This window comes from Vibrio sp. Y51_MX_L26, assembly GCF_024181935.1.
GTDB lineage: Bacteria > Pseudomonadota > Gammaproteobacteria > Enterobacterales > Vibrionaceae > Vibrio > Vibrio diabolicus.
The window spans coordinates 1,307,169-1,331,919 of sequence record NZ_JAMZAS010000001.1 but is presented as its reverse complement, the minus strand read 5'-3'; the positions used below and the strand labels follow the sequence as shown (position 1 = coordinate 1,331,919).

Annotated in this window: 24 protein-coding genes; 10 read left to right on the top strand and 14 right to left on the bottom strand. The window is 45.1% G+C overall.

From position 1 onward, the window contains the following. Positions 1-117: 117 nt before the first annotated feature. Positions 118-672 carry a sugar O-acetyltransferase gene (locus tag NL645_RS05825; RefSeq protein WP_005393677.1) on the top strand — a complete coding sequence of 185 codons (555 nt, stop codon included), beginning with the start codon at positions 118-120 and terminating at the stop codon, positions 670-672. An 86-nt stretch (positions 673-758) separates the two neighbouring features. Here the strand turns inward: NL645_RS05825 and NL645_RS05820 are convergent, their stop codons facing one another. From NL645_RS05820 to NL645_RS05795, 6 genes are all read right to left on the bottom strand, one after another. Continuing rightward, positions 759-1,139 (bottom strand): hypothetical protein, encoded by a 381-nt coding sequence (locus tag NL645_RS05820; RefSeq protein ID WP_047008157.1) that lies wholly within the window; start codon positions 1,137-1,139, stop codon positions 759-761. Further along, positions 1,127-2,188, bottom strand: a complete 1,062-nt coding sequence (locus tag NL645_RS05815; RefSeq protein WP_253651382.1) for a glycine zipper family protein — start codon at positions 2,186-2,188, stop codon at positions 1,127-1,129. The genes NL645_RS05820 and NL645_RS05815 overlap by 13 nt, the downstream gene beginning before the upstream one ends. A gap of 867 nt (positions 2,189-3,055) precedes the next feature. After that, positions 3,056-3,238, bottom strand: coding sequence for a hypothetical protein (locus NL645_RS05810; protein WP_047008158.1), 183 nt, complete (start codon positions 3,236-3,238; stop codon positions 3,056-3,058). 164 nt (positions 3,239-3,402) lie between these two features. Continuing rightward, the gene (locus NL645_RS05805; protein WP_253651381.1) at positions 3,403-4,089 is read right to left on the bottom strand and encodes a YafY family protein; all 687 of its coding nucleotides are present in this window, start codon (positions 4,087-4,089) and stop codon (positions 3,403-3,405) included. A gap of 47 nt (positions 4,090-4,136) precedes the next feature. Continuing rightward, positions 4,137-4,451, bottom strand: a complete 315-nt coding sequence (locus tag NL645_RS05800; protein WP_021452372.1) for a hypothetical protein — start codon at positions 4,449-4,451, stop codon at positions 4,137-4,139. 115 nt (positions 4,452-4,566) lie between these two features. Continuing rightward, entirely contained in the window at positions 4,567-5,490 is a 924-nt protein-coding gene (locus NL645_RS05795) for a LysR family transcriptional regulator (protein ID WP_025500680.1), read from the bottom strand. A gap of 138 nt (positions 5,491-5,628) precedes the next feature. Between NL645_RS05795 and yjjG the strand changes: the two genes are divergently transcribed. Next, positions 5,629-6,303: a pyrimidine 5'-nucleotidase gene (gene yjjG, locus NL645_RS05790; RefSeq protein ID WP_029800868.1), complete on the top strand. Its 675-nt coding sequence runs from the start codon at positions 5,629-5,631 to the stop codon at positions 6,301-6,303. Between the two features lie 51 nt (positions 6,304-6,354). Next, the gene (locus NL645_RS05785) at positions 6,355-6,894 is read left to right on the top strand and encodes an NUDIX hydrolase (RefSeq protein WP_020834877.1); all 540 of its coding nucleotides are present in this window, start codon (positions 6,355-6,357) and stop codon (positions 6,892-6,894) included. A 79-nt stretch (positions 6,895-6,973) separates the two neighbouring features. On the opposite strand, the gene NL645_RS05780 is transcribed toward NL645_RS05785, so the two are convergent. The 5 genes from NL645_RS05780 to NL645_RS05760 all read right to left on the bottom strand — a co-directional run bounded on the left by NL645_RS05780 (position 6,974) and on the right by NL645_RS05760 (position 12,175). Further along, positions 6,974-7,408: a hypothetical protein gene (locus tag NL645_RS05780; protein WP_253651380.1), complete on the bottom strand. Its 435-nt coding sequence runs from the start codon at positions 7,406-7,408 to the stop codon at positions 6,974-6,976. A gap of 20 nt (positions 7,409-7,428) precedes the next feature. After that, positions 7,429-7,980: a YtfJ family protein gene (locus NL645_RS05775; RefSeq protein ID WP_253651379.1), complete on the bottom strand. Its 552-nt coding sequence runs from the start codon at positions 7,978-7,980 to the stop codon at positions 7,429-7,431. Between the two features lie 79 nt (positions 7,981-8,059). Further along, the gene (locus NL645_RS05770) at positions 8,060-8,779 is read right to left on the bottom strand and encodes a carbonic anhydrase (protein ID WP_253651378.1); all 720 of its coding nucleotides are present in this window, start codon (positions 8,777-8,779) and stop codon (positions 8,060-8,062) included. Positions 8,780-8,857: 78 nt separating this feature from the next. After that, complete coding sequence (locus tag NL645_RS05765; protein WP_253651377.1) at positions 8,858-10,201, bottom strand: OmpP1/FadL family transporter; 1,344 nt, start codon at positions 10,199-10,201, stop codon at positions 8,858-8,860. 717 nt (positions 10,202-10,918) lie between these two features. Further along, positions 10,919-12,175: a type 2 secretion system lipase gene (locus NL645_RS05760; protein ID WP_145534286.1), complete on the bottom strand. Its 1,257-nt coding sequence runs from the start codon at positions 12,173-12,175 to the stop codon at positions 10,919-10,921. 466 nt (positions 12,176-12,641) lie between these two features. Between NL645_RS05760 and NL645_RS05755 the strand changes: the two genes are divergently transcribed. Together NL645_RS05755 and NL645_RS05750 are read left to right on the top strand one after the other, a co-directional pair. Next, on the top strand, positions 12,642-14,675 hold the full coding sequence (locus tag NL645_RS05755; RefSeq protein ID WP_046873865.1) for a S8 family serine peptidase: 2,034 nt from the start codon (positions 12,642-12,644) through the stop codon (positions 14,673-14,675). A gap of 9 nt (positions 14,676-14,684) precedes the next feature. Next, a complete protein-coding gene (locus NL645_RS05750) occupies positions 14,685-15,032 on the top strand; it encodes an ATPase (RefSeq protein WP_253651376.1) in 348 nt (115 codons plus the stop codon). A 72-nt stretch (positions 15,033-15,104) separates the two neighbouring features. Here NL645_RS05750 and phnX read toward each other — a convergent pair whose 3' ends face one another. From phnX to phnW, 3 genes are all read right to left on the bottom strand, one after another. Then, on the bottom strand, positions 15,105-15,920 hold the full coding sequence (phnX, locus tag NL645_RS05745; RefSeq protein ID WP_152164058.1) for a phosphonoacetaldehyde hydrolase: 816 nt from the start codon (positions 15,918-15,920) through the stop codon (positions 15,105-15,107). Between the two features lie 80 nt (positions 15,921-16,000). Next, positions 16,001-17,380: an aspartate aminotransferase family protein gene (locus tag NL645_RS05740; RefSeq protein ID WP_152164059.1), complete on the bottom strand. Its 1,380-nt coding sequence runs from the start codon at positions 17,378-17,380 to the stop codon at positions 16,001-16,003. A 26-nt stretch (positions 17,381-17,406) separates the two neighbouring features. After that, positions 17,407-18,510, bottom strand: a complete 1,104-nt coding sequence (gene phnW / locus NL645_RS05735; protein WP_182034448.1) for a 2-aminoethylphosphonate--pyruvate transaminase — start codon at positions 18,508-18,510, stop codon at positions 17,407-17,409. 266 nt (positions 18,511-18,776) lie between these two features. Here phnW and NL645_RS05730 point away from each other — a divergent pair, with 266 nt between their 5' ends. The 5 genes from NL645_RS05730 to NL645_RS05710 all read left to right on the top strand — a co-directional run bounded on the left by NL645_RS05730 (position 18,777) and on the right by NL645_RS05710 (position 24,704). After that, the gene (locus tag NL645_RS05730) at positions 18,777-19,787 is read left to right on the top strand and encodes a putative 2-aminoethylphosphonate ABC transporter substrate-binding protein (protein WP_253651375.1); all 1,011 of its coding nucleotides are present in this window, start codon (positions 18,777-18,779) and stop codon (positions 19,785-19,787) included. A gap of 326 nt (positions 19,788-20,113) precedes the next feature. Continuing rightward, positions 20,114-21,220 carry a putative 2-aminoethylphosphonate ABC transporter ATP-binding protein gene (locus tag NL645_RS05725; protein ID WP_237309356.1) on the top strand — a complete coding sequence of 369 codons (1,107 nt, stop codon included), beginning with the start codon at positions 20,114-20,116 and terminating at the stop codon, positions 21,218-21,220. 8 nt (positions 21,221-21,228) lie between these two features. Beyond that, positions 21,229-22,953 (top strand): putative 2-aminoethylphosphonate ABC transporter permease subunit, encoded by a 1,725-nt coding sequence (locus tag NL645_RS05720; protein WP_253651374.1) that lies wholly within the window; start codon positions 21,229-21,231, stop codon positions 22,951-22,953. Between the two features lie 9 nt (positions 22,954-22,962). Next, positions 22,963-23,664 carry a phosphonate utilization transcriptional regulator PhnR gene (phnR, locus tag NL645_RS05715; RefSeq protein WP_053808131.1) on the top strand — a complete coding sequence of 234 codons (702 nt, stop codon included), beginning with the start codon at positions 22,963-22,965 and terminating at the stop codon, positions 23,662-23,664. 131 nt (positions 23,665-23,795) lie between these two features. After that, entirely contained in the window at positions 23,796-24,704 is a 909-nt protein-coding gene (locus NL645_RS05710; protein WP_253651373.1) for an EamA family transporter, read from the top strand. Positions 24,705-24,751: the final 47 nt, after the last annotated feature.

Sequence of the window (24,751 nt, the reverse complement as noted above, 5' to 3'; positions counted from 1 at the left end):
CACAAAATATAAAAACAGGAAAGAGAAAAGTGCAGGCTTTTCTCTTTTTTTATTCCGCAATTCACGTACCGTGTGATTAATCTGAAAGTAGTAATTGCAGGTTTTAGGAGTCTCCCAGTGACAGAACTCGAAAAAATGATGTCTGGTCAAATCTTTGATGGCATGGACAAAGAAATTGACGCAATTAGAAGTCATGCTCTTCAAGCACTTAGAGCGCTCAATAACAATACCGACGAAAGTCAGCGCGACGAATTACAAAAACAGCTGTTTGGCAAAGCGGGTCTTTGCATTGTTCAAGCACCTTTCCATTGCGAGTTCGGTAAAACCATCGAAATCGGCGAAGAAACCTTTATCAACATGAATGTGGTCATGCTTGATGGCGCTAAAATTACCATCGGGAACCACGTGCTAATCGGTCCAAGCGTGCAATTGTATACGGCTTCTCATTCTGTTGATTACCGAAGTCGCCGACGTTGGGAGACGTTTTGTAAACCTATCACGATTGAAGATGATGTGTGGATTGGCGGTAACTCCGTCATTAACCAAGGTGTGACGATAGGTGCTCGCTCAGTCATTGCGGCGAATTCAGTCGTTAACCATGATGTGCCGCCAGATTGTCTATATGGAGGCACACCAGCTAAGTTGATTCGTCGTCTCAACGAAGAAGAGTAGAGAGCTGTTGGCAAAACACTGGCGATTAGAGAGTTCTTCCTGAACTCTCTTCGTCGAGTACATCGTTATATTTAAGTGTTAATTCCTCACTCAATTGCTAAAAGAACGGCCCCAATTGATAAAGTCAGGGCAACGACAACAGAGTTAACAATGATAATAACTAGTAATAGAATCGACAAATAACGATACCATTTTGGTACTTCTCCAGAAATATTAGGTAATTTTCGCTTTTTACCTGAGCTAGGTTGGACGATTAAACGAACAAACATCAATGTCCGGAAAAATGCGTAAGGCCACCCCGTGAATAGAGAAAGCTCAAATTCATTAAAATATGGTTTTTTAAAATAGTTCCCAACAATCTTCTTTGGCATCAGAAAGTGCATGACACCGATAAAAATGGTTTGTAAGAAAATAATAACCACACCAGTCATTAAAGTGTAAAAAAGAAATGTGATTACTTGCTGCATATAGCTTCTATTCCAGTACTAGCGACTAAGTTTGGCTTGCTTTCACTTGAATTATAAAAGCCTTTTGCCACTTTGCCGGAAGCGTAGCCTACAGCCGTTGAACCTGCAGCGAGTACAATAGCAGTCCCCCAACCAATAGGATTTGATACTAAAAATAGACCGACTAACGCGCTGGTACCCATTCCTACAGCTGTGCTAGTTATTGACTCAACAAAAATTTCATTCTTCTCATGTTGGTCTTGTGTATTCGCGATCTGAATACAGGAAGCCGTTAGACCAACACCTACTAAAACATGTCCGCCAACTTTAGATGCCTGAGCTATTTTATTCAGTTTTTCGGCCTGCTTAACTATATGAGCATTAGCTGGTAATCCTCCACTTCGAGCAATACGAATAGACTGGTGAGTCGTTTTGTTGCCAAACAACAGCTTTTCCATAGGGCCAACATTTTTCTTTAGTAGGTCTAGATGTTTCTTACGTCGACCATCATATTGTCCTTTACTTATTACTCCGTTTTTATAGTTTGCGTAAAGGTCGTTGATATTCTCAATGAGCTTAATATTTCCTTTACTCATCAAGTTTCCTGTAGCACCCATCAAGGTACCTCCTGGAATAGTAATCATATTGGCGTTGTTTTCTAACCATGCTAACGCCCAAAACATATCAGCATGTTGTGGTGGAACTTGATTTGAGATCGATTTTGGAGGTTGATTGTAGCTGAGAATATTGGGAGGCAAAACTTTATGGGGCGGAGAACTAGATATTTGAGGTTTAGACGCTGGGTAAGTCCCTAGCTTCGCGATACTTTTAGGAGGTAAAGCATTGTTACGTTGAGTGTTAAGTTGGGTGCTTGATTTGGGTAGAGCTGATAACCAAATGATATCGCCTGCTTTAATGCGGTTAGGATCTGAAATATGCTTGTTCAATGTCATTATATGAGTCAGCACTCTCTGATAGTCCTTGCTACCATATGGAGCACCATACATGTTTAATATAATTGATGATAAGTTATCATGAGTTTTTATTCTATACTCAAATAATCCCGACATAGAGCGCCTCTAGCTAATAATTAATTTGCTCAGATACTAACAAAAAACTATATTTAGGAAGTTTATTTTTTACATTCTAGACTTTCATTTTAAAAATATCCAAATTGGATGATGTATTTGTCATTTACGTGCAATAGTTAGTGTCGTTATTTACATTTAAATTGTGATGTTGGATTTAACTGGATAAGTCAATATCATAAATGATCCGCTAGTGCTAAGAAACCTGCGATAAAAAATACAAGCGTTAACATTGTAGAGTTTATCATAATTACCCATATTAATATGAAGGATAATAGACGGTACCATCTAGGCACCTCTTGGGATACATCGGGTAACTTTCGTTTTTCACCTGAGTTAGGTTGAACGATTAAACGAACAAACATCAATGTTCGGAAAAATGCGTAAGGCCAACCTGTAAATAGAGCTAGTTCGAAAGTGTTAAAATAAGGTTCTTTAAAGTAGCTATTGACAATGTCTTTTGGCATTAAAAGGTGCATGATACCTATAAAGAATGTCTGGAAAAAAATAACTAATACACCAGAGAACATTAAGTATCCAATAATGTTCCAGATCAATTGCATATTACACCTATCCTTATAATAAACCGATGCTTTTTCAAGGTTTATCCTATTTATAGGATATCAATATCCTAATATTTATCATGAAGAAATAAAGAGACTAACAGATAGCCTATATCTTAGCTATGAATGGAAGGGCGTTTTAGAAGAATGTCGAGAATGAAAATAAGAACTATCTTATTGGTTTTTTGTAAATATAGGTGGTCGTATATAAAATTGATAACGTGTAATGGCGAGGTGTAAGCCTTGCGTAACTAACAAAGGTTGGTTAAACAAGGCTAATAGTCGGTTATGGATGAATAACGATTTGTTGATCCTCTGTCATCACAAGTGTCGCTTTGCTTTGTTCGATAAGTTGAGCAGCATAAGAAGGGGTAACGGCCTGCATATCACCTTTAGATCGAAGAGTTAAAGACTCCCACGCTTGATCTCGATATTTCCCTGCTTGGGTGTATTGAATCAGTACTTTCATAGCTTCACGCTCCGGTGTGGTTGACGTGCTACTTAAGTTAACGATCTTAGGTTTGTTGTGCATCTGTTAAAAATGAAACATTAGTTTAACCAAATGTGTCTTTCCAAATATCGCGCATTGAGCAGAGCAATTTAGAATCCTTGTGATGAAGGGATGAAAAACACTCAATCTTTCGATTCATACTGCGCAATATAATGTTTGAGAGATTTGGTTTCCGCACTCTGAAACTCTTCATCGTGCATACGCAGTGCTTGGATACGGTCGAGGCGGAACTGGCGGTAGTCATCGCGCAATTCGCACCAGGCGACCAGCGTCCAGACTTTGCCCCAAAAGAACTGGCCTAACGGTTGGATTTTTCTCTCGGTCACCTGTCCGTTTTCATCTTGATAATCCAAACTGACCTTAAACTGATGATCAATCGCGTGGCGCAGAAGCTGCCCTCGTTTGGCCGTTTCGGATTGGGTGTGATAATCGGGCACAATCAGCGGACAATCTTCCACTTGTTGTTTGAGCTTATCGGGCAATACCGAAAGTATTTTGGCGGACGCAGAATGAGACGCTTCGGCGAGTTCGGCATCCGACCAGGCTCGAACCATCCGCATACCCAGTTCAAGCGCCATCATCTCTTTTTCTGAGAACATCAAAGGCGGCAGATGAGAGCCCGCTTGCAACAGGTAGCCGACACCTGCTTCACCTTGAATAGGAACACCAGAACTAAGCAACGACTGAATATCGCGATAAATCGTACGTTCGCTGACTTCCATTCTTTCTGCGAGCTCTTTCGCTGTCACGGCGTAACGCTTTGCGCGCAGAAGCGTCAGTAGCTCAAACAGTCGTTCTGATTTGCTCATGATGTTCCTTATCTAGACCTACTGGTTGTTAGTGGTAGTGTGGCTGATTACTTCTCTAGCTCACTGCACATTTTTAAGTTGTGATGTTTAAGCTCGAAGCTTTCGCAGTCAATCATTGATAACAGAGGCTGAAATTCAGCGGCTTGCTTAATCTGTTTTCCCGCCTGTTTTGCATCGTCCATTGAACGCCAGTAAATGATGTCTGTCCACACATCGTCCGTCGCTTCGTGACTGAGTGAGCGATACAAAAAGCCCGGCAGATTCTTCACAAACGTTTGTGACTGTTTGGCAGCGGCGATCACGTCTTGCTCTGTTGTGCCTGCGGTTAGACGAAATTGCACAGTTTCGATAACGGTTTCCATATTGTGATTCCTTATTGGTTTTGGCGGATTGCCTGTTGAGTTCCAAATAAGGTTACGCGGATGGAATGTCAGAACATGTCAGTAGTGAAATCTCACTCACTTATCATCAATATGGTTATTTTTCTGGGCTGTTGTAACGATCCCAGTAAGGTAAATCTGTGCCGAGTTTTTCGCTGATAAAATCGATAAAGGCTCTTACTTTCAACGGCATGTGTTTGCGCTCAGGGAACACCGCATAAATGGCGTGTTCTGGTAGAGAATACTCTTCCATCACTGGTTTTAGATTTCCTGCGGCAAAGTCTCTTCCTGCAATAAACGTCGGCAGTTGCGCAATGCCCGAACCTCTCAACAGCAACTGGCGAATGGCTTCGCTGTTATTGACGATAAAGTTTCCTTTTGGAAGCACCTTGTATTCGCTGCCATTGTTGATGAACATCCATTCGACGCCGCCACGGAAATAGGAATAGCGCAGGCAGTTGTGACTGACTAAATCACTTGGTTTGTGTGGTGTTCCAAACTCCGCTAAGTAATCTGGCGAGGCACAAAGCACACTTTTACAAGGGGCGAGACGTTTTGCGATTAGATTGGAAGAGGTGAGTTCGCCAATACGGATCCCCAAATCAAAACCGTCTTTAACCAAATCGACCATTTTGTCTTCGAGGTTTAAATCCACTTCAATTTTCGGGTAACGAGCGAGAAACTCGCTGATCAAAGGCGCGATATGCAGCACACCGAAAGACATCGGCACGGTAATTTTGAGCCGACCTTGTGGAGAACCTTGCAGCTCCGATACCGCGTCCACGCCTTGCTGGGCTAGGTTGAGCGCTTGAGAGGCGTACTCAAAATAGCGCTCTCCTGCTTCGGTCAGGCTCAGCTTACGCGTAGTTCGATTAAGGAGACGAATGCCCAAATCGTCTTCTAGTTGGTTGATGCGTTTGCTGATCGCCGATTTCGTCAGATTCAGCTGTTTGGCCGCAAGGGAAAAGCTGCCGCATTCGACAACAGCAACAAAAACGGGCAGGGAGGCAATCGCGTTCACATCAATCTCCTATCATCGTGAAGCATTTATTGTTGAGCACAAGGATACAATTAATTTCCAATTATAGAGATTATCTTCAAGAAGAAAACAATCTAGACTATGCACCAGTATTACGACCTTGATTTTGGGAAGAAGAAAATGAAGTACGATTGGATCCTGTTTGACGCTGACGAAACCTTATTCCACTTTGATGCTTTCAAAGGTTTGCAGCTTATGTTTTCTCGCAAAGGCGTAGATTTTACTGAACAAGATTTTGCTCATTACCAAACCGTAAACAAACCGCTTTGGGTGGATTACCAAGATGGCAAAGTAACGGCAGATGAGCTAAAACATAACCGTTTTACAGAGTGGGCTGAGAAGTTGAATACCACAACAGCAGACCTCAATAGCGCATTTTTAGAAGCAATGGCCGATATTTGCAGCTTGTTGCCAGGTGCAAAAGAGCTGATGGAAGCGCTGCAAGGCAAAGCTAAAATGGGCATCATCACCAACGGTTTTACAGAGTTGCAAGCGATTCGCCTTGAGCGCACAGGGATGACTGAGTACTTCGATAAAGTGGTGATCTCTGAACAAGTGGGCGTAGCAAAACCGGACTTAGGTATTTTTGAATACGCGATGCAGCAAATGGGCAACCCATGCAAAACGCGCGTACTGATGGTGGGGGACAACCTGCATTCCGATATTCTGGGTGGTAATAATTTTGGTATTGAAACTTGCTGGTTAAATACCACAGGCGCAAGCGTCGATGAGCGTATCGCACCAAATTATACCGTTGAGTCTTTGAGTGAACTAAAGAACATTTTGGTGGCGTAACCGAATCGGGTATTATTCCGCAGTAACCCTCAGAAAAATCAAGGAATAACCATGTCAGACATCAAACAGTTAGACAGCAAAGTCGTTTACCAGAACAAGTGGATGACGGTGCGTGAGGACAAAATTTTACGTCCGAGCGGCGCAGAGGGCATCTATGGTGTGGTCGACAAACCTGATTGTGCTGCGATTCTGGCTATCGATAACGGGATGATTCACTTGGTTCAGCAGTACCGTTACACCGTAGGTCAACGTTGTTGGGAGATCCCACAAGGGGCGTGGGAATCAAACCCAGATGCGGATCATCTTGAGCTTGCCAAAGGCGAGCTGCGTGAAGAAACGGGCATGCAGGCGAGCGCCATGGCGTATGTCGGCGCGCAGTTTATCGCATACGGCTTTTTGAATCAGACATGTCACGTCTACTTCGCCAGTGATTTAACGGACGTGGGCAATCAACTCGACAGTGAAGAAGAGGATTTGATCACTCGTGCTTTTTCGGTTGAGGAGTTCGAACAGATGATGATCGACGGTACGATTAAAGATTGTGTCACCATCGCTGCTTATGGTTTGGCGAAGCTGAAGAAATTCATTTAGTTATCCATGATGATTTTTTAATGAAAACAGCGGCCTAGTGCCGCTGTTTTTAGTTTGGGTGAGCTCGTTGAGCCATTGCTTACTCGTCGATTTTCTTACCTAAGATTTCCACTTGCGCTTTTTTGGTCACCCCCGCGACTTGCAGCGCAGTGCTGCCAACCGATTCATAGTTCAACTCGATTTTGTCTAACTTCGCGTTATCTTTTGTTGGTAGGCTTAAGCTTCTTGATGACATGCCTTTAGTCAGAACACCTAAACTGTCGAACGTCTTTTCCTGACCATCTTTCATGATGACTTTAACGCTTTTCAGATCGACCGTACCTTGCGTACATTTGATTTTGATGTGGCTGAAACGAGCGTTAGCAAATGGTGACAGTGGATTGACTGTGTCGGTTTCCGATTTAAAACTGACGGTTTTATCTGCAATCTTGTCCCAATCGTTGTCTCCAGCAACCGATTGGAAAGAGGCTACAGCCGCTAAAAGACAGAGTCCGATGGTGTTGAACAGTTTCATAGCTTTTCCTTACCTTAGGTTTAGATATTCTGTTTAATCAGTTCGATGACGTGTGTGACTTCGTCTTGAGTTAAAGCCCCTTCTTTCACGAATAAAATTTCGCCTTGTTTATTTTGTACGATAATCGCAGAACTTTCTTGCTGTAGATCCCAAGTTGTTGCTAATACGCCATTTTTGTCTAACACCATGGAAGACCAAGAGAATGTCTTTTTGCTGTCCTCTGCCGACGATTTCACAAATGTACCGGTTCCCCATATGGCGTCTTCCTGGTTGATCACGGTTGTGGTCTGATACTGATCTTCAGGAAAGTGAGCGGCAGTGATTGCTGACATCAGCGGCGCGTTCATCTCTTTAGCTTTACTACGACCTGCAATAGCTTGTATCACACGGACTTTGCCTAACATCTGCTGAGTTGCCCAAGGTTGATAAGCCACATCGTCTCCTCGCAGCGTCATTTCGCCATAGGTATCAATGCTGACGGAAGGGGTGGTTTGACCGACAGAAAGGTTATGAGGGAAGGCGAGTGTCGGGGCGAGTGCGAGTAAGAGTGACAGAACAGATGGAGTTTTCATTGGGGGTTCCTGTAACGAAGTGAGGTTAGAGCGAATTAAATCAAGGGGCAAATACGATGCCCCTTATCGAATGTGGCGATTAGTTAGAAAGTACAACGCGCGCATTTAGCGGTTGCAGCGGACGATTGTTTTGTCCCATGACTTCCATGAGTTTCGCGGCTTGATCTTTGGATAAGGTTTGAGTGTCTTTAAGCACAAACCAGCGCACACCTTCTGAACATGGTGGTGTGGTTAAAGATCCGTTAAATCGATAGTAGTTTGCAGTTTTTGGCAGTAAGTCGTTAATCTCAAAAGTATCTTTAAAGAACGTGGTTTGATTCTCTTGTGGGATTGCGTTGATCAGTTTAGACAGCGCTGCGTTTTGATCGCCTGCATCAAACATCACCGAAATTACCGCCAACTCGCCGTCTGCGTTGGCGTGTACAAAGTGCGCTTCAAGTGGATATTGGCGGCCTTTGATTTGGTTTTCTGAAGGTGTGTGGAAATGGAACTGTTGCAGCTCGAACGTCTCGCCATCGATGGTGAAGCTGTTACGTCCGTTCACTTGCGCTTGCAGCGTATGACCATTGTTGGTTAAACCAATGATCTGACCAGTGTACGAAAGGTTCAATGCTTCCAGTTTTGCATCGGCAGGGTTGTCGATGTTGATTGGGCTTTGGTTTTTTGTGGTAGCACAGTCTTTGGCGATTTCTCCCCAGTGCTCTGGCCCGTGTTTGTCATTGCCATAGCCCCATTCCGAAGCCTGAGCCGCGTTTAGAGTGAGAAGTGAGAGTGAAAAAGCAAGTAGTGTTTTGTTCATAATAATGTCTCTGTTCGGTCGCTTCGATAAGCGTTGTTACAAGGCAATGATCTAGAGGTTTGATCACTGCCTGACAAATTAGAAACGGTGGCTGAGTTGGGCACCAATTAGGAACGCATTTGAATGGGTCACGCCCGTCACCATAGGTGCAGGAACACCTTCATACGCGTACTCTCCTACGTTGACATCTTCACCAATCAAGTACGTCATGCCGATGTCAACCGTGGTATCTGAAGACCATTGGTAAGATGCGCCCGCAGATAACCAGTGACGGTTCGAATCTGGGATAGAAAGCGAAGTCAGCTCATCGACAGGTGTTTTGTCGAACGTGTAACCCGTGCGAAGTGTCCAACGTTCATTGGCGTACCAAGTCGCACCGATGGAGTAGTGTGCGGAGTCTTGCCACTGAAAATCTTTTAGCAACTGATCATCAGCTTTCAAGCTGTCAAATGCTGACCAACCAATCCACTGCACAGAATAGTGCAGGGCAAATTTAGGTAAGACGCGGTGATAACCGGAAAACTCCGCAATATCCGGTAGCGGCATAGCAAGCGAGTCGTACGATTCGCCAGCAAAGTGGATGTCGCCCTTGGCATCAATGTTAGGGCTGTGCTTGTAGCTTAAACCTAAGCGATGACGTTCGTTAAACTCGTACATCATGCCAATATTCGCACCAAGCCCAATGCCGCCAGCTTCCACATCAAGTGCGTTGCCTTTTACGGATCCACAGCGTTGTTCTAGTTCGTTTCCAAGTATGTTCCCACCAACGCAAACACCCACGTCCATATCGCGGTACAGCTCACCAGAGCCGTAAATCACATCAATACCACCACCGATACTAAAACGGTCGTTCACCTTGTATGCCAAGCTTGCGCCAAGGTTGACACTCGCTACGCTGGTGACACCGCCAAAAACAGGTGCGCCATAGTTTGGTTTAAACTTCATGTCGGTTCCGAAGTTGGAGTATGCCGATAAGCCTAGATACCAGTCGTCGTTGATAGGGTGAATAAAGTAAAAATTGGGTACAACGGCTGGTTGACCAACGCCATCGACGTCATCAATGTCTGTCACGGTTTGAGAGAAGGACGGGGTAATGTCAACTTGAGGGGACGGAGGAAAACCGCCCATACCAACATTGACATCCGCATTAATATTAGCTCGATGATATTGCGCATTTTTAACGGTAACGTCAGGTTTAACGTAAGTGACACCGAACGATAAGGCATTTTGTTTAAACAGCGTCATTGCTGCGGCGTTGCGGCTGACTACAGACGCATTATCACCAATGACGGCATCACCAGCAAAAGCACGACCAAGACCCGTCGCAGAATGTTCGTTAATTTGAAAACCACCGGCATACGCCGTCGAGGAGGCTAACCCGATTAATAAATAAATCGATGAAAGAGTTAATTGTCGCTGCATGTTTTTCTCATGAATTAATTAGAAGTTGTATTGCAACGAAAATCAGTAAAATAAACAAATCTGACCAGTGTATTTAGGAGTAAAACTAACAGTGTGCTGACAATAATTAAATTTAACTTAATAAATATTTATTGTTGAATTTATTAATGCTTCATGGCGTGAATATAGTAGTTATTTTACGTGTAAATTAAATCCTGAACCTCTATTTTTATTTTTGCGGTATTACTTCTCTATTTTTATTGTGCTGACTGTTCCCTAACAAATAGAGGGAAATCCAGCGATAAAGTGTTCGTGATGGAAACTCTGAGTCATTTGTATTTCCATTGCATCCCAACGTTGGTAGTTCGAATCAGCAAGAGAACTATCGTTTTAAACCCACATGACACACTCCTCTCGGTCTTACCTGTGTTATGTGGGTATTTTTTATTTAACTTGTCACTTAACTCCTCTTGAAATTCAATAATAAAAAATTACCATGATGAAATTTAAATGGATTGCATGTTGAATAAGTTTAGATTTTACTGGTTTGTTGGTATTTAAAAGTTTTGTTTATAATACTTATAACTTGAAATTTTGTATTTCAATTATTGTTCATCTATATTTAAATATAAATTAGACTCATGTATATGAAAACAAAATGGCCACGAAATATCGTGGCCATTTTTAATCATCAACGTATTTATGATGATTAAGAGTTTAACCTATAAGAAAGTCTTATTAAAAGCGAAACTCTTCTAAGTTATTGCTGCTTTCCAACATTTTTTCAGCAACATAACGATGCGTGGCTGTGGTTGGGTGAGTCACATCCCAGAACACAAACTTATCTGCGCCAGATGCCGCACACTCAGAGCGTAATGAATGGGTGTACATGTAATCCACAGAAGATGAGCGGTTGATGTCCAGACAAGGATCACTTGCATTCACGAACCCGTGTTCTTCTGGTGCCGAGGTTAACGTCTCAAACAGCGCGTGCGTATCAAACAATGAAATGTTGTAACCTTGAGCTTTATAGTACATCGCTTGTGCTTTGATGAACTCGTTCATTTTCAATACTTTCGCGCGAATCGTTTCAATTTCTTCCTGCGTTGAGTATTTGAACTGTGGTGCTTTGGTTGCGTCTGGCAGTGTCATCAACATGAAGTTCTTCGCGCCCGCGTCTGTTAGACGAATCAGAGCTTCAGCGTAATCCGCTTTTACTTCCGGCACGCTACGGTTGTAGTTCATGAAATCATTTAAACCAAACTCCAACGTAAACAATGTGTTTGCTGGGTTGTAGTTTTTCGCCAGTTTTGTGTAGGTCAAGTAAGAAGAAACTTGTTCGCCGACACCTGTTAGCGCAATGTATTGGTTCTCACCTGCTGCGCCGCCAACTGCCCAGTTATAAAGCGGTAAGTTTTTGGCTTTAGCAACGTATTCCGTCCAAACAAAACCGTTCGAGAAGTGACCTAAGAACCAGCTGTTTGGGTTAGGGAAGCGCCATTGGGAAGCGTTAAAGATGTTGCCTGTATCAGACAAGCTGTCGCCCAAAGCCACTACTTTGTTGATTTGATCTGGTTGCATTGCAGCATCATTGCTCCAGATCGTGTGGTTATAAGAATAGCGATTGTCAGCAGCAAAAAACGTAATGTCTGCGTTCTCGTTCGCCAGATCTAGTGTTTCTTCACAGCGCTGGCGAATCACGTTTTGTGAGGTGTTGGTGTAGAACATGTTTTTAAATGAAACAGAGCTCCACCAATAACCGTCGATAGTGAAGTCACTACCATCTTCGTTTTTCGCCCATTTCCAGTCGGTAGCCGCATCATCCTTAGAGTGGCTCGTACGATACCAGCAGCGAACGTAAGTATAGGTTTGATTTTCTTGCGTGCTGACCACTTCAGACGCAGAAACCATTTCTGGTGATAATGTTGGCTCCTCTGCAACGGCAGAGGCAAGCGGAAGTAATGCAGTTAATAGTGTGATTGTTTTTTTCATCATTCACTCTTCTTGTAATGGTTATGGTTCCGAATACGTGAATACGCTCGGCTATAACAGTATTTAGATGAGAATTTTTCTCACTAAACCTTCTAATTCTGAGTAAATACTCAAGACAGTCAACAACTAAATATTCAATATTTCAGTTTTGGCACCACGGTCAAAAAATCCATTCAGCATAGCAATCGATTAAATGTGTATTATTTAGAATAATTACTCACTAACATTAATTTAACATGCACTTTTTGTTAATTAAGTGATTGCTTTATAAGGTTTTGTTTATACTTTTTGATGTTAACTAAAAATGTTTATTGAATGATCTTTTGTACAAAGTTGTATATTCATGAAACAAATTGTTTGGCATTTTTGGCCTATAAACTATAGCTGAAGCTCTCATGTGAACATCATGGTGATGACTTTTCATGAGAATATAGTGAATAAAAATTAGCTCAAATAAGGAATAGGGCAAATGCACTACACAACAAGTAAAAAACAAGGCTTATTTTCGTTGTCTGCCGTAGCGATAGCACTGACCACTTCTATGTCAGCGTTTGCGGCTCCACCAATGGGATTTGATGAATCTAAGTTACCGACGAAGTACATCGTCAAATTCAAAGAAGATGCAGTCAGCCGATCTTCAATGGGTGGTAACTCATTTTGGGGACCACGAATCGCGCAGGAGTCTGTTTTACAACAGGTGAAGGCACGTAAGGTGGAAAAACTAGGTAATCGCGCCATTTACAGCGTTGAGTTGGATGGTGATGACTTAGAACCACTTCGTAATCGCAGTGATGTGGAATATGTCGAAGTCGATCCGCCTCGCTATTTGCTCAGCGAAACTACCCCGTGGGGTTATGAAGCGGTTAATGCTCAACAGTTAGACGACTTCAATGCTGGTAATCGCACTGTATGTATTATCGATTCAGGGTACGACATCTCGCACAACGACCTAAGCGGTAACCGTGTTGCAGGTACCAACGATAGTGGTACAGGATCATGGAGCGATCCGGGTAACAATAACGCCCACGGTACTCACGTTGCAGGTACTATCGCAGCGATTGCCAACACCGAAGGTGTGAAGGGTGTGATGCCAAACCAGAATGTGAATTTGCACATCGTGAAAGTATTTAACGAATCAGGTTGGGGTTACTCATCTGGACTTGTTAAAGCGATCCAAACGTGTGCAGATAATGGTGCCAACGTTGTGAACATGAGTCTTGGTGGTAGTCAATCAAGCCGAACTGAGCAAAATGCACTGCAAAACATTTACGATCAAGGCGTTCTGCTAATCGCCGCAGCTGGTAATGACGGAAACACTGCACACAGCTACCCAGCTTCTTACGATTCAGTTATGTCTGTTGCTGCTGTCGATAACCAAAATGATCATGCGGCGTTCTCGCAATCTACTGATCAAGTTGAGATCTCTGGCCCAGGTGTGGCGATCTTATCAACGGTTACGGTAGGCGAAGGTAAACTTTCTGATATTACCTTGAATGGCGTAAGCCAATTTGATCGCGGTATTGTCCCTCACAATCGTTTGATTAATAACGGCTCTTCGTATGTGCCAGATCCAATCGCTGGTTCAGTAACAGCAATGCTAGATAGCTGTGATGTATCTGGCGGTAACTTTAACTGTGGTGATATGTCAGGCAAAATTTGTTTGACTGAACGTATTGGCAACCAGTCTTCAGGTAACTACCCAGAAGTGGATGCGGTTCAAGCTTGTTACAATGCAGGTGCACGAGCGGCAATCGTATACAGCAACTCTGAACTACCTGGTTTACAAAACCCATTCTTGGTAGACACAAACAACGCTTATCGTATGGTTTCGGTAACGGTTGATCGTGCATTTGGTCAAGAGCTGTTGGGGTATGTTGGTCAAGAAATTACGGTTTCAACCACCTCTGGTGAAGATTACGAATACTACAATGGTACATCGATGGCAACACCTCATGTAACTGGCGTAGCAGGCTTGGTGTGGAGTTACCACCCAACGTGTACAGCAGCGCAAGTACGTAATGCCCTAGTTCAAACGGCAACAGACATTGATGTCGCTGGACGAGACAACCGCACAGGTCACGGCCTAGTGAATGCGGAAGCGGCGAAACTGTTCTTGGATGCGGGCTGTAACGGTCCTGACGGTGGCGGTAGCTCTTCGGACTCTAGCTTCTCAAACACCAGCCCTGTTGCGATTCCTGACAACAAATCTTCTGGTGCAATCAGCGCTGTAGATGTCGATCGCTCTGGTGATTCAGGTACAGTAAGTATTGACGTTGATATTAGCCACACTTACATCGGTGACCTACGAGTGACGCTAACTTCACCGACTGGTGGAGAAGTCGTGCTTCACGATAATACTGGCGGCAGTGCTAACGATATCAAAGCCACTTTCCAAGCGGATTTCTCTGGTTTTGAATCACAAGGTTCTTGGGAACTAAAAGCGGTAGACAGTGCCAGAAGAGACACGGGCACAATCAACAGTTGGACTCTGACTTTTCAATAAGGAGTGGTTATGAAGAAGTGGACCTTACTTTCTTTGTCTGCGGTGAGTGCTACCGCACTATTGGCAATCGGACTAAGCTCGGCCAGCTTGGCGAACAATCAAGGATTTCCGCTCGTGGATGAACGTTCTGAACAAGCTGAGCAACAACCTACGCGTTACTTTGTTAAGTATCACAAAGGGAAAGAGAGCGAAGTGAGAGCGCTTCTTCGTCAACATAACCTTAAAGTGGTTGATGCGTTGGTGAAGCAACAGGTACTGGTGGTGAGCGGCGAACAAGCTGACGTCGATAAGCTATCTGGTAACGAATCCGTTGAATACACCGAGCAAGAACCAACGAGAAAGTTGTTGTCTCAATAAGATAGCCTCAATATGAAAAACGCCCCTCACGTGAGGGGCGTTTTGTTTTCACTTATTGGTGGAAGATGAAGATTACGGACGTTCACCTGCTGCTAGGCGACGTTCGATATCTGCAACCACTTCTGGGAAGTCAGCAATGGTGTCGATGAGATAATGCGGCGAGCTCTTTAGCAATTTTGCACGCGCTTTTTCACGAGCAGCATTAAGCGTTGCTTCGTCCGCAGCTTGGTATTCTTCAAACGTTAGACCTGCTTCGTTACCAGACAGCAGCAAACCAACGGTCCACATACCGGCGTTGTGACCTTCATCGATGCCCGGTGCGGCGTCATCCACTTTGATGCACGCATTAACGTTGGTAACATTCAGCTCAATCACGTTCTTCAGTGCCATAAATGGTGCAGGGCGACCACCTTGTGGCAGGTCATCCGTTGCTACTACGTAATCTGGTTTGTAGCCGTAATCCGCTGCCACTGGAATCAGCACATCCATCACTTCGCGAGGGTAACCAGAACAAGAACCGATCTTGATGCCTTTGTCTTTCAGAGCGTTCACAACTTCAATCGCATTAAGGATTGGCTCTGCGTGGTCAGCCACTTTTGCTTTTTGTAGCGGCATGAATGCTGCGTAGATAGCGTCGATGTCTTCGCTGGTCATTGAGCGACCAAACTTCTCATTCCAACGCTTATCAACTGCAGGAATACGACCCACAGCTTGGATGTGATCCCACTTGCCAAGACCCATTGGTTCGCGCGCTTCTTCAAGGTCGATTTCAAAATCAAAGCCTTGTTTGAATGCTTCTACAAAGATGCTAGTTGGCGCAAAAGAGCCGAAATCGACGATAGTGCCAGCCCAGTCAAAGATCACTGCTTGAATTGGTGAGTTGCTCATGTTCAATCCTTTTTCTTGCTTGCCAGAGCGCTTGCCTACACGTTGGAACCGCGCTCAGGATAAATTGGTTTTTGTTGAGGTTAGAAGTCGTTAAAGTCTTTACACACTTTGGCGATCGCTTCTTCGAAGATCGCCAACGCTTCTGTCAGTTGTTCGCGAGTGATGATCAGCGGTGGGCTGAGTTGAATCACATTGCCTTGCGATACCTTGAAGCTCACGCCATTGTTGAGGCATTGGTACAGCACAGCTTCCGCTTCGTCATACGCGCGCGATTTGCTTTCGTGGTCAGTGACCAATTCAATGCCCCACAACATGCCGATGCCACGAACATCACCAATCACTGGGTATTTGGCTTTCATCTCTAGCAGCTTTTCACGCATGAACTGGCTGTCGGCTTTAGCTTTCTCTAGCAAGCCTTCTTGCTCAATGGCTTCCATTGTGGCTAGCGCTGCTGCGCAACCAATAGGGCTTTTCTCATGAGTGTAATGACCCATGGAGATTTGCTCGGCGGTGTTGTATTTGTCTTTGGTGACCATGGCTGCGATAGGCACTAAGCCACCACCCAAGCCTTTACCGATGCACAGCATATCTGGCTCGATATCGTAGGCTTGGTAGGTAAACCATTCACCGCTGCGACCCATGCCGTTAGGGATGTCGTCGATGATCAACATGACATTGTGTTTGTCACAGATTTCACGGATGCGTTTCCAGTAGGCTTTGCTCGGCACTTGTACATCCGTGTTGCGAACCGCTTCTGCGATAAACGCGCCCACGCCACCTTCTTTCTCAATCACGTACTCAAGGTAGTCGGCGTAATGTACGTCGCTGCCGTCCGCGACTGGAAAAGCTCCTCGGTAAGACACTGCTGGTGGAATGCGTTCAACACCTGCCATTAATGGTCCCATGCCTTGACGGAAACACGCTTCGCCACCTACTGAGATGGCATCCAACGATGCGCCGTGGAAGGAATCCCACAGAGACACCACCTTGTAGTTGCCCGTGATGTGGCGCGCTAGTTTAAGTGCCATGCCAACCGCAGATGTGCCACCCGGAGCAAACAACACGCGGTTCAATTCGCCGCCACAGATTTGGGTGAGTTTTTCGGCACATTCAATCGCGGTCTCGTTGGTAAAACGACGTGGTGAAAACGGCAGTTTGGCAATTTGCTCTTGCACACGTTTCATCACATGCGGATGACCATAGCCCAACTGGTGGACGTTATTGCCATGGAAGTCCATGTACTTTTTGCCGGTAGCATCTTGGATGTAGATGCCTTCTGCTGCTTCCAAGGTATCTAAGCAAGGCGTTGACATGGCTTGATGAAGAAAGACCTCCGAATCACGCTTCAGCAATGCTTGCGTGCGTTTGTCGTCCATCGATGCATTCCAAGCTTGGCGTGCCGGTGTTGTGTTGACATCACCTTCGCTGCGGAAATGGGTCGGTTTGATATTCTGAGTCATAGCGCTCTCTCAATCAGAAGGCTGCTTTAAGCAACTTGCCAGTACATCGCTTTTTCAATCGCACCGATTAAGCGCTCGATATCTGCTGGGTAAACTTCACCAATGTTGCCGATACGGAAGCAATCTGCATTCGATACCTTACCCGGATAAATCACAAAACCTTGCTCTTTCAAACGTGTGTAGAACGCTTTGAATTGGTAATCACTGTGCGTCGGAGAGTAGAAAGAAGTGATGATTGGCGAGTGAAGATCATCACTTAGTAGTGGCTCGAAACCTAGAGAACGCATACCTGCAACCAGTGTTTTCTGGTTAGTTTGGTAACGGTTATGACGAGCCTCAATGCCGCCTTCTTGTTCTAGCTCTAGCAATGCTTGGTAGAAAGCGCGCACCGTGTGCGTAGGAGACGTGAAACGCCATTTGCCGTGATTCACTTCCATGCAGTGCCATTGGTCGTAAAGATCAAGGCTCAAAGAACGTGCCTGACCTTTGCACTTTTCGAGCTCAGTTTGTTTTGCAATCACAAAGCCAAAGCCCGGTACGCCTTGAATACATTTGTTTGCAGAGCTGATCATAAAATCGATGCCTAGCTCAGCGATATCGATAGGAATGCCACCAAAGCTCGACATGGCATCCAGAATCACCACTTTGCCGTGCGCTTTTGCTGCAGAAGCAAATTCTTCAATTGGGTTAAGCATGCCAGTGGTTGTCTCGCAGTGAACAATCGCCACGTGTGTGATTGTAGGATCCGATGCCAATGCAGTTTCCACCTCGTTCAAGTGTGGCTGTGATGTTTCGCCTGGGGAAACTACATGGCATGGAATATTTAGGTAATCAGCGATCTGAGCGATACGCGCACCGTAAGCACCGTTGTCGACAACCAACAATTTTCCATCTTTGCCAATGGCGCTGCCAATCGTCGCTTCTACTGATGCGGTGCCGCTACCTTGCATTAGTACGCTGGTGTAGCCGTCTTGTTGAGTTGCCAGTTTTACAAGCTTAGTGCGGATCACTTCTACAATGTCTTTGTTGTATTCATCATCCCAAGTACACCAGTCTTTAAGCATGGCTTCACGTACCGTTTCAGAAGTAGATAGAGGACCTGGAGTCAGTAGTAGGTATTCGTTTTTCATCTCGATTTCCATCAGAATAGGCTAATTGGTCTACACCAAATTTAGAGTTCACTCTAACGAGGAAGAAAAGGGCAGTAAATAGGCGAATCTCCAATTTCATAAAACTTTAATATCCAGAAAATGGCGGATCAATTGAACGATTATTCATCGCAAGTTTTCGTAAAACTGCCATTTAATGGTCATGATTTCGTCACAAAGGCTCAGTAGGGTGTATATCGTCAACTGGTACAGACCAAATGAAAACTTAGCCAAATTAACTGGAGAAAATGATGAAAAACCGTTTGATGAAAGGATCGCTGGCTGCACTTGTCTCTCTGCTAGCTACGAATGCAATGGCAGCACAGGAAGTCACGGTTTACACCGCTTTCGAAACTGACATTCTTGCGAAATACAAGTCTGCGTTTGAGAAAGATAACCCAGATATCAAGATTAAGTGGGTTCGCGATTCCACCGGTATCATGACGGCGAAATTGCTGGCAGAAAAGAACAACCCTCAAGCGGAAGTGGTTTGGGGTCTTGCTGGCTCGTCAATGGCACTGCTTAAAGATGAAGGTCTTCTTAAGCCTTACACACCAAAAGGTTTGGAAGAGCTTCACGCGAACCTAAACGACCCTCAATCAAACCAAGCTTGGTTTGGTAACGATGCGTTCTTTAACGCAGTTTGTTTCAACGAAGTGGTAGCGAAACAACTTAACCTGCCTAAGCCAACGTCTTGGGAAGACCTAACAAAGCCGGTTTACAAAGGTCACATTGCAATGCCGAACCCAGCGTCTTCAGGCACTGGCTACATGCAGGTTTCTGCTTGGTTACAAAACATGGGTGAAGATCAGGCATGGAACTACATGCGTGACTTAGACAAGAACATTGCACACTACACGCACTCTGGCTCTAAGCCATGTGTTCAAGCGGGTATGGGTGAAGTGGCTATCGGTATTTCAATGGCAAGCCGCGGCGCGAAGCTGAAAACACAAGGTGCACCACTAGCGGTTATCACACCAAAAGGCATCGGCTGGGAATCAGAAGCCGTTGGTCTAGTAAAAGAGTCTGATGCAGCGAAGCGTGTTGTCGACTGGTCAATCTCTAAAGCAGCAAACGAGCTTTACGTAGAAATGTACCCAGTGGTTGCACATAAAGAAGTGAAAGCGACCGTTTCTAACTTCCCGAACGTTCAAGAGAACATGGCGAAGATGGACTTCGCGCAAATGGGTAGCAAGCGTGCAGAGATTCTAGCGGCTTGGTCTGAGAAGTTTGACGCGAAATCAGAACCAAAGTCTTAATTGAATTTGCTTTGAGTTGAATGCTGAAATCCACCTCGGTTGAGGTGGATTTTTTGTTTTCTCTTTCTATTTCAGAGTTTGTTGAAAGTAGATTCCTAGTCTCACCTAGGTTCGCTGGAATGACGGACTTAAGAAAGTTGGGAGCTTCTATCCGCACTCACAACGTCATTCTCGAGAGCGACGAAGGAGTGAGTCGGGAATATCTAATTACCACTTGAACAAACCTCATCTCCCTTCATCTATTTGTCATCTTCTGGCTATAAATTTGTCATTGGAACGTAACACTCCAAAACTAAAGTTGGTATATACCATTTGGAGCATGTGTTATGTCAACTAACCAACATTACCTAAATATCGAAAATGTAGTGAAGCAATTCGGACAGTTCACTGCATTAAAGAAAATCTCGCTAGCGATTGAAAAGGGCGAGTTCGTTTGTTTTCTTGGCCCTTCTGGCTGCGGTAAAACCACTCTATTACGTGCTATTGCAGGTTTAGACTTGCCAACATCTGGTGCGATTTTTCAAAACGGTCAAGAGACCACATTCCTACCACCAGAGAAGCGCGATTTCGGCATCGTATTCCAATCTTATGCTTTGTTTCCGAACCTAACTGTGCAAGAGAACATTGCGGTGGGTTTGAAGAACCAAGGCATGTCGACCAAAGAAGCATTAGAGAAGGTGGATTACTGGCTAGAAACCATTGGTCTTCCAACCTCTGGTGAGAAATTCCCTAACCAACTTTCTGGTGGTCAGCAGCAGCGTGTTGCTTTGGCTCGTGCATTGGCGTTGTCACCGGGTCTACTGTTATTGGATGAGCCATTATCGGCGCTGGATGCAAAAGTACGTGTTCACTTACGTGATGAGATTTGTAAGCTGCAACGCAAGCTTGGCATCACCACCATCATGGTTACGCACGATCAGGACGAAGCGCTGTCGATGGCGGATCGTATTGTGGTAATGAACCATGGTGTGATTGAGCAAGTCGGCACTCCTCAAGAGATCTACCAACAACCAGCAACGCGCTTTGTTGCTGAGTTTGTCGGCAGCATGAACTTTATTGAAACCTCAGTCGCAACCGACTCCCAAGTACGCATTGCAGAAACCCTGATGCCAGCACCAAGCTTGAGCAATCGTAAGATCCAACGTGGTGACCGCTTCGACCTTGCGGTGCGTCCTGAAAGCATCAAGTTCGTTGAAAACTACAACAACTCTTTACCTGTGCGAGTTACCGCAACCGAGTTTCTGGGGGCGTTTTTCCGTATTGATTGCGTATTGCAAAACGACAGCTCAACGAAAACCATCGTAGTGGATGTGCCTGTGGAAACGGTTCAAAAACTCAATATCAAGGCGGGCGATGTACGTTACATCCAGTTTGCTGAAGAAGGGCTGCATGGTTACGCCGTGCCCTCGGTTGATAAAGCGCTAGCAGCGTAGGTGTAAACATGGATGCGAAGACAATGACGATGAATAGCCTAACCACGCAAGACAAAGCAAAATCCCTACTCGGACGTGTTAGCCGCGATAACCTTGTGTTGTTTGGTTTGCTCGCTGGTTTGTCGACCATGATGGTGCTGTTCATCTTAATGCCGCTTTGGGCAATGTTGACCAAGAGTGTGCAAAATGCCAATGGCGAATTTGTCGGATTGGCAAACTTTGCGACGTACTTTTCCTCTTCAAGCTTGTGGGTGTCGGTGGGCAACACCTTCACTTTGGGCGTGATAGTGACCTCGGTAGTAGGCGTGCTTGCGTTTGGTTATGCCTACGCGCTGACTCGTTCATGCATACCGTTTAAAGGTTTGTTTCAAATCCTAGGTACCGCGCCGATCCTCGCGCCTTCGTTACTGCCAGCGATCAGTTTGATTTTCCTTTTCGGTAATCAAGGCATTGCTAAAGAGATGCTGTTGGGAAACTCGATTTACGGCGTGATTGGTATCTCGATGGGATTGATTTTCTGGACTTTCCCTCATGCATTGATGATTTTGACCACTTCACTGCGTACTTCAGATGCCCGCTTGTATGAAGCAGCCCGCGCACTGAAAACTTCACCAATCAAAACCTTCTTTATGGTGACGTTACCTGCGGCGAAATACGGTTTGATCAGTACGCTTATCGTGGTCTTTACACTGGTTATCACGGACTTTGGTGTGCCGAAAGTGATTGGTGGCAGCTACAACGTTCTGGCGACTGACATCTTCAAACAAGTTGTGGGACAACAAAACTTTGCTATGGGTGCAGTGACCAGCATTATGTTGTTATTCCCTGCGGTAATGGCATTCGGCGCAGACCGCTGGGTACAGAAAAAGCAGAAGAGCTTGTTCGACACACGCTCGGTGCCTTATCAGCCAGAACCTAACAAAGCGCGCGACAGCATTTGTTTGGTTTACTGCAGCATCATTTCTATCGCAGTGTTGGCTGTGCTTGGCATGGCAGTGTATGGCTCGTTAGTTACGTTCTGGCCTTGGAACAAAGCGCTGACGCTAAACAACTACAACTTTGCCGAAATGAGCACCTACGGTTGGAGCCCATTCTTCAACTCGCTAACGCTGGCAGGTTGGACAGCGGTTATTGGTACAGCCATCATCTTTGTCGGTGCTTACTGCATTGAGAAAGGGCGTGCGTTTGGTCCAATTCGCCAAGTGATGCAAATGCTTAGCGTGGTGCCAATGGCGGTTCCGGGTATGGTGCTTGGCTTGGGTTACATCTTTTACTTCAATGATGCGAACAATCCTTTGAACGTGCTTTATGGCACCATGGCATTCTTGGTGATTAATACGGTAGTCCATTACTATACCGTGGGTCACATGACTGCACTGACAGCGCTAAAGCAGTTGCCATCGGAGATTGAAGCCACAGCAGCATCGGTGAAGCTTCCTCAATACAAGTTGTTCTTTAAAGTGACATTACCTGTGTGTTTACCTGCGATTTTGGACATTGCGACTTACTTGTTTGTTAATGCATTGACCACCACTTCTGCGGTAGTATTCCTTTACTCAACCGATACGATTCCGGCTTCGGTCTCGATTCTGAATATGGACGATGCAGGTCAAACTGGCGCTGCAGCGGCAATGGCTGTGATGATCATGATTGCTGCCGCAATTGCGAAGATTGTTCAGATGACTTTGGGTAAATTGTTAGAGAATCGCACACAAGCTTGGCGCAAAAGATAAGGACACTTCGTGCAATACGTAAAAATTAAAGATTCGATTGTTGAACAGATTGAAGCGGGCATGCTATCGCCGCGTCAAAAACTGCCAGCAGAGCGTAAGTTGGCGGAGTCGTTCGATACTACACGTGTCACTCTGCGTGAAGCTTTATCACTGCTCGAAGCGGAAGGTCGAATCTATCGCGAAGATCGCCGAGGTTGGTTTATCTCACCTGAGCCATTGCGTTACGACCCTACCCAAACGCTAAACTTCCCGAACATGGCGAAAGCGCAAAATCGCGTGCCAAAAACAGAAGTGATAGCCGCAAAAGGCACCTTGGCTAATAAATTGGCCGCTCGTTTGTTGGACCTTCAGCCGTTTTCAGACGTATTTCGTGTCGACCGCGTTCGTTACCTAGAAGAGCGTCCGGTGGTTTATGTTACGAACTACATTCGACCAGACATATTTCCCAACTTATTGTCTTATGATTTATCAAACTCGTTAACCGACATTTATCGTGAACACTACGGTGTGACGTATCAAAAAATTCGTTACCGAATTTCGACTAGTACTTTGTTGGGTGAGGTGGCACAGGCATTGCGCGCGACTTCTGGTACGCCTGCAATGGTGGTTGAACGTATCAACTACAACCAACATGGCGAGTTGATTGACTGTGACATCGAATACTGGCGTCATGATGCCATCAGCATCGAGTCTGTCGCGGAGCTGAATTAATCTCTGTTTGCTGGGCATCTGTCTAGTTGGCGGCGAGCAATTTATATCTCAAATTCAAAGGCTCCATATTGGGGCCTTTGTTGTACCCAAGCACCTTGAGGGCATCTAAATATCATAAACAGGAAAACGGAATGGATCTCTTGGCAATCGCACTCGTTGTATTGTCTGCAGTTATGCATGCTGGCTGGAATATTCTTGGTAAAAGCAATGCTGGTTCAGGGCTCGCGTTTACGATGGCGGCAAGTTTATCTGCATGCCTTCTGCTCACGCCTTATCTTATTTGGTATCTCTTTAACATTGGCTGGACGACGTTGCCCAGCGTGTTTTGGGGAATGCTGTTTATCAGTGGTTTATCTCAAATCGTCTATTTGGTTGGTTTGATCGTGGCCTACAAGCACGCCGATGTGGGAGTGATTTATCCGATTGCGAGAGCACTTCCTGTAATGATGGTGGGCGCACTCACCGTCGCCTTAGGTTATGAGTTGAATGCTCAGCAGTGGTTGGGTTTCCTGCTTATTACTTTAGGTTGTGTCCTAGTTCCAGTGACCAGTTTTCGTCAAATTACTCTTGGGGAGTACCTGAATGTTGGTGTGTTTTGGGCCTTGATTGCGGCGTTTGGCACGACGGGTTACTCCGTTGTGGACAAGCAAGCACTGAATCTGCTAACTCAACAAACATCGACCATTCTTAACGACCACTATAGCGCGATTTTTTATCTAGGCGTGCAGTTTTGGGTTATGGGAGTACCGGTTTTATTGTGGTGTATTGTTTCGGGGAGTCAGCAAGAACTACAAACCGCTTGGATGATTCGCAAAAGTGCGAGCATGGCTGGCATCATGATGGCATCCACCTACGGCTTGGTGCTGTTTGCGATGACTATGACTGATAACGTCAGCCTTGTTGTGGCTTTGCGACAAATCAGCATTGTATTTGGTTTATTAATGGGCGTGTGGTTGTTGGCTGAAAAATGGTATTTCACGCGAGGCGTCGGGGTGCTGTTGATCCTGAGCGGAATCATTATGTCATTGAGCTCTGCTTGAGGTATAAGGCACCGATGTCGATTCGGTGCCTTGGCACAGCTAAATTT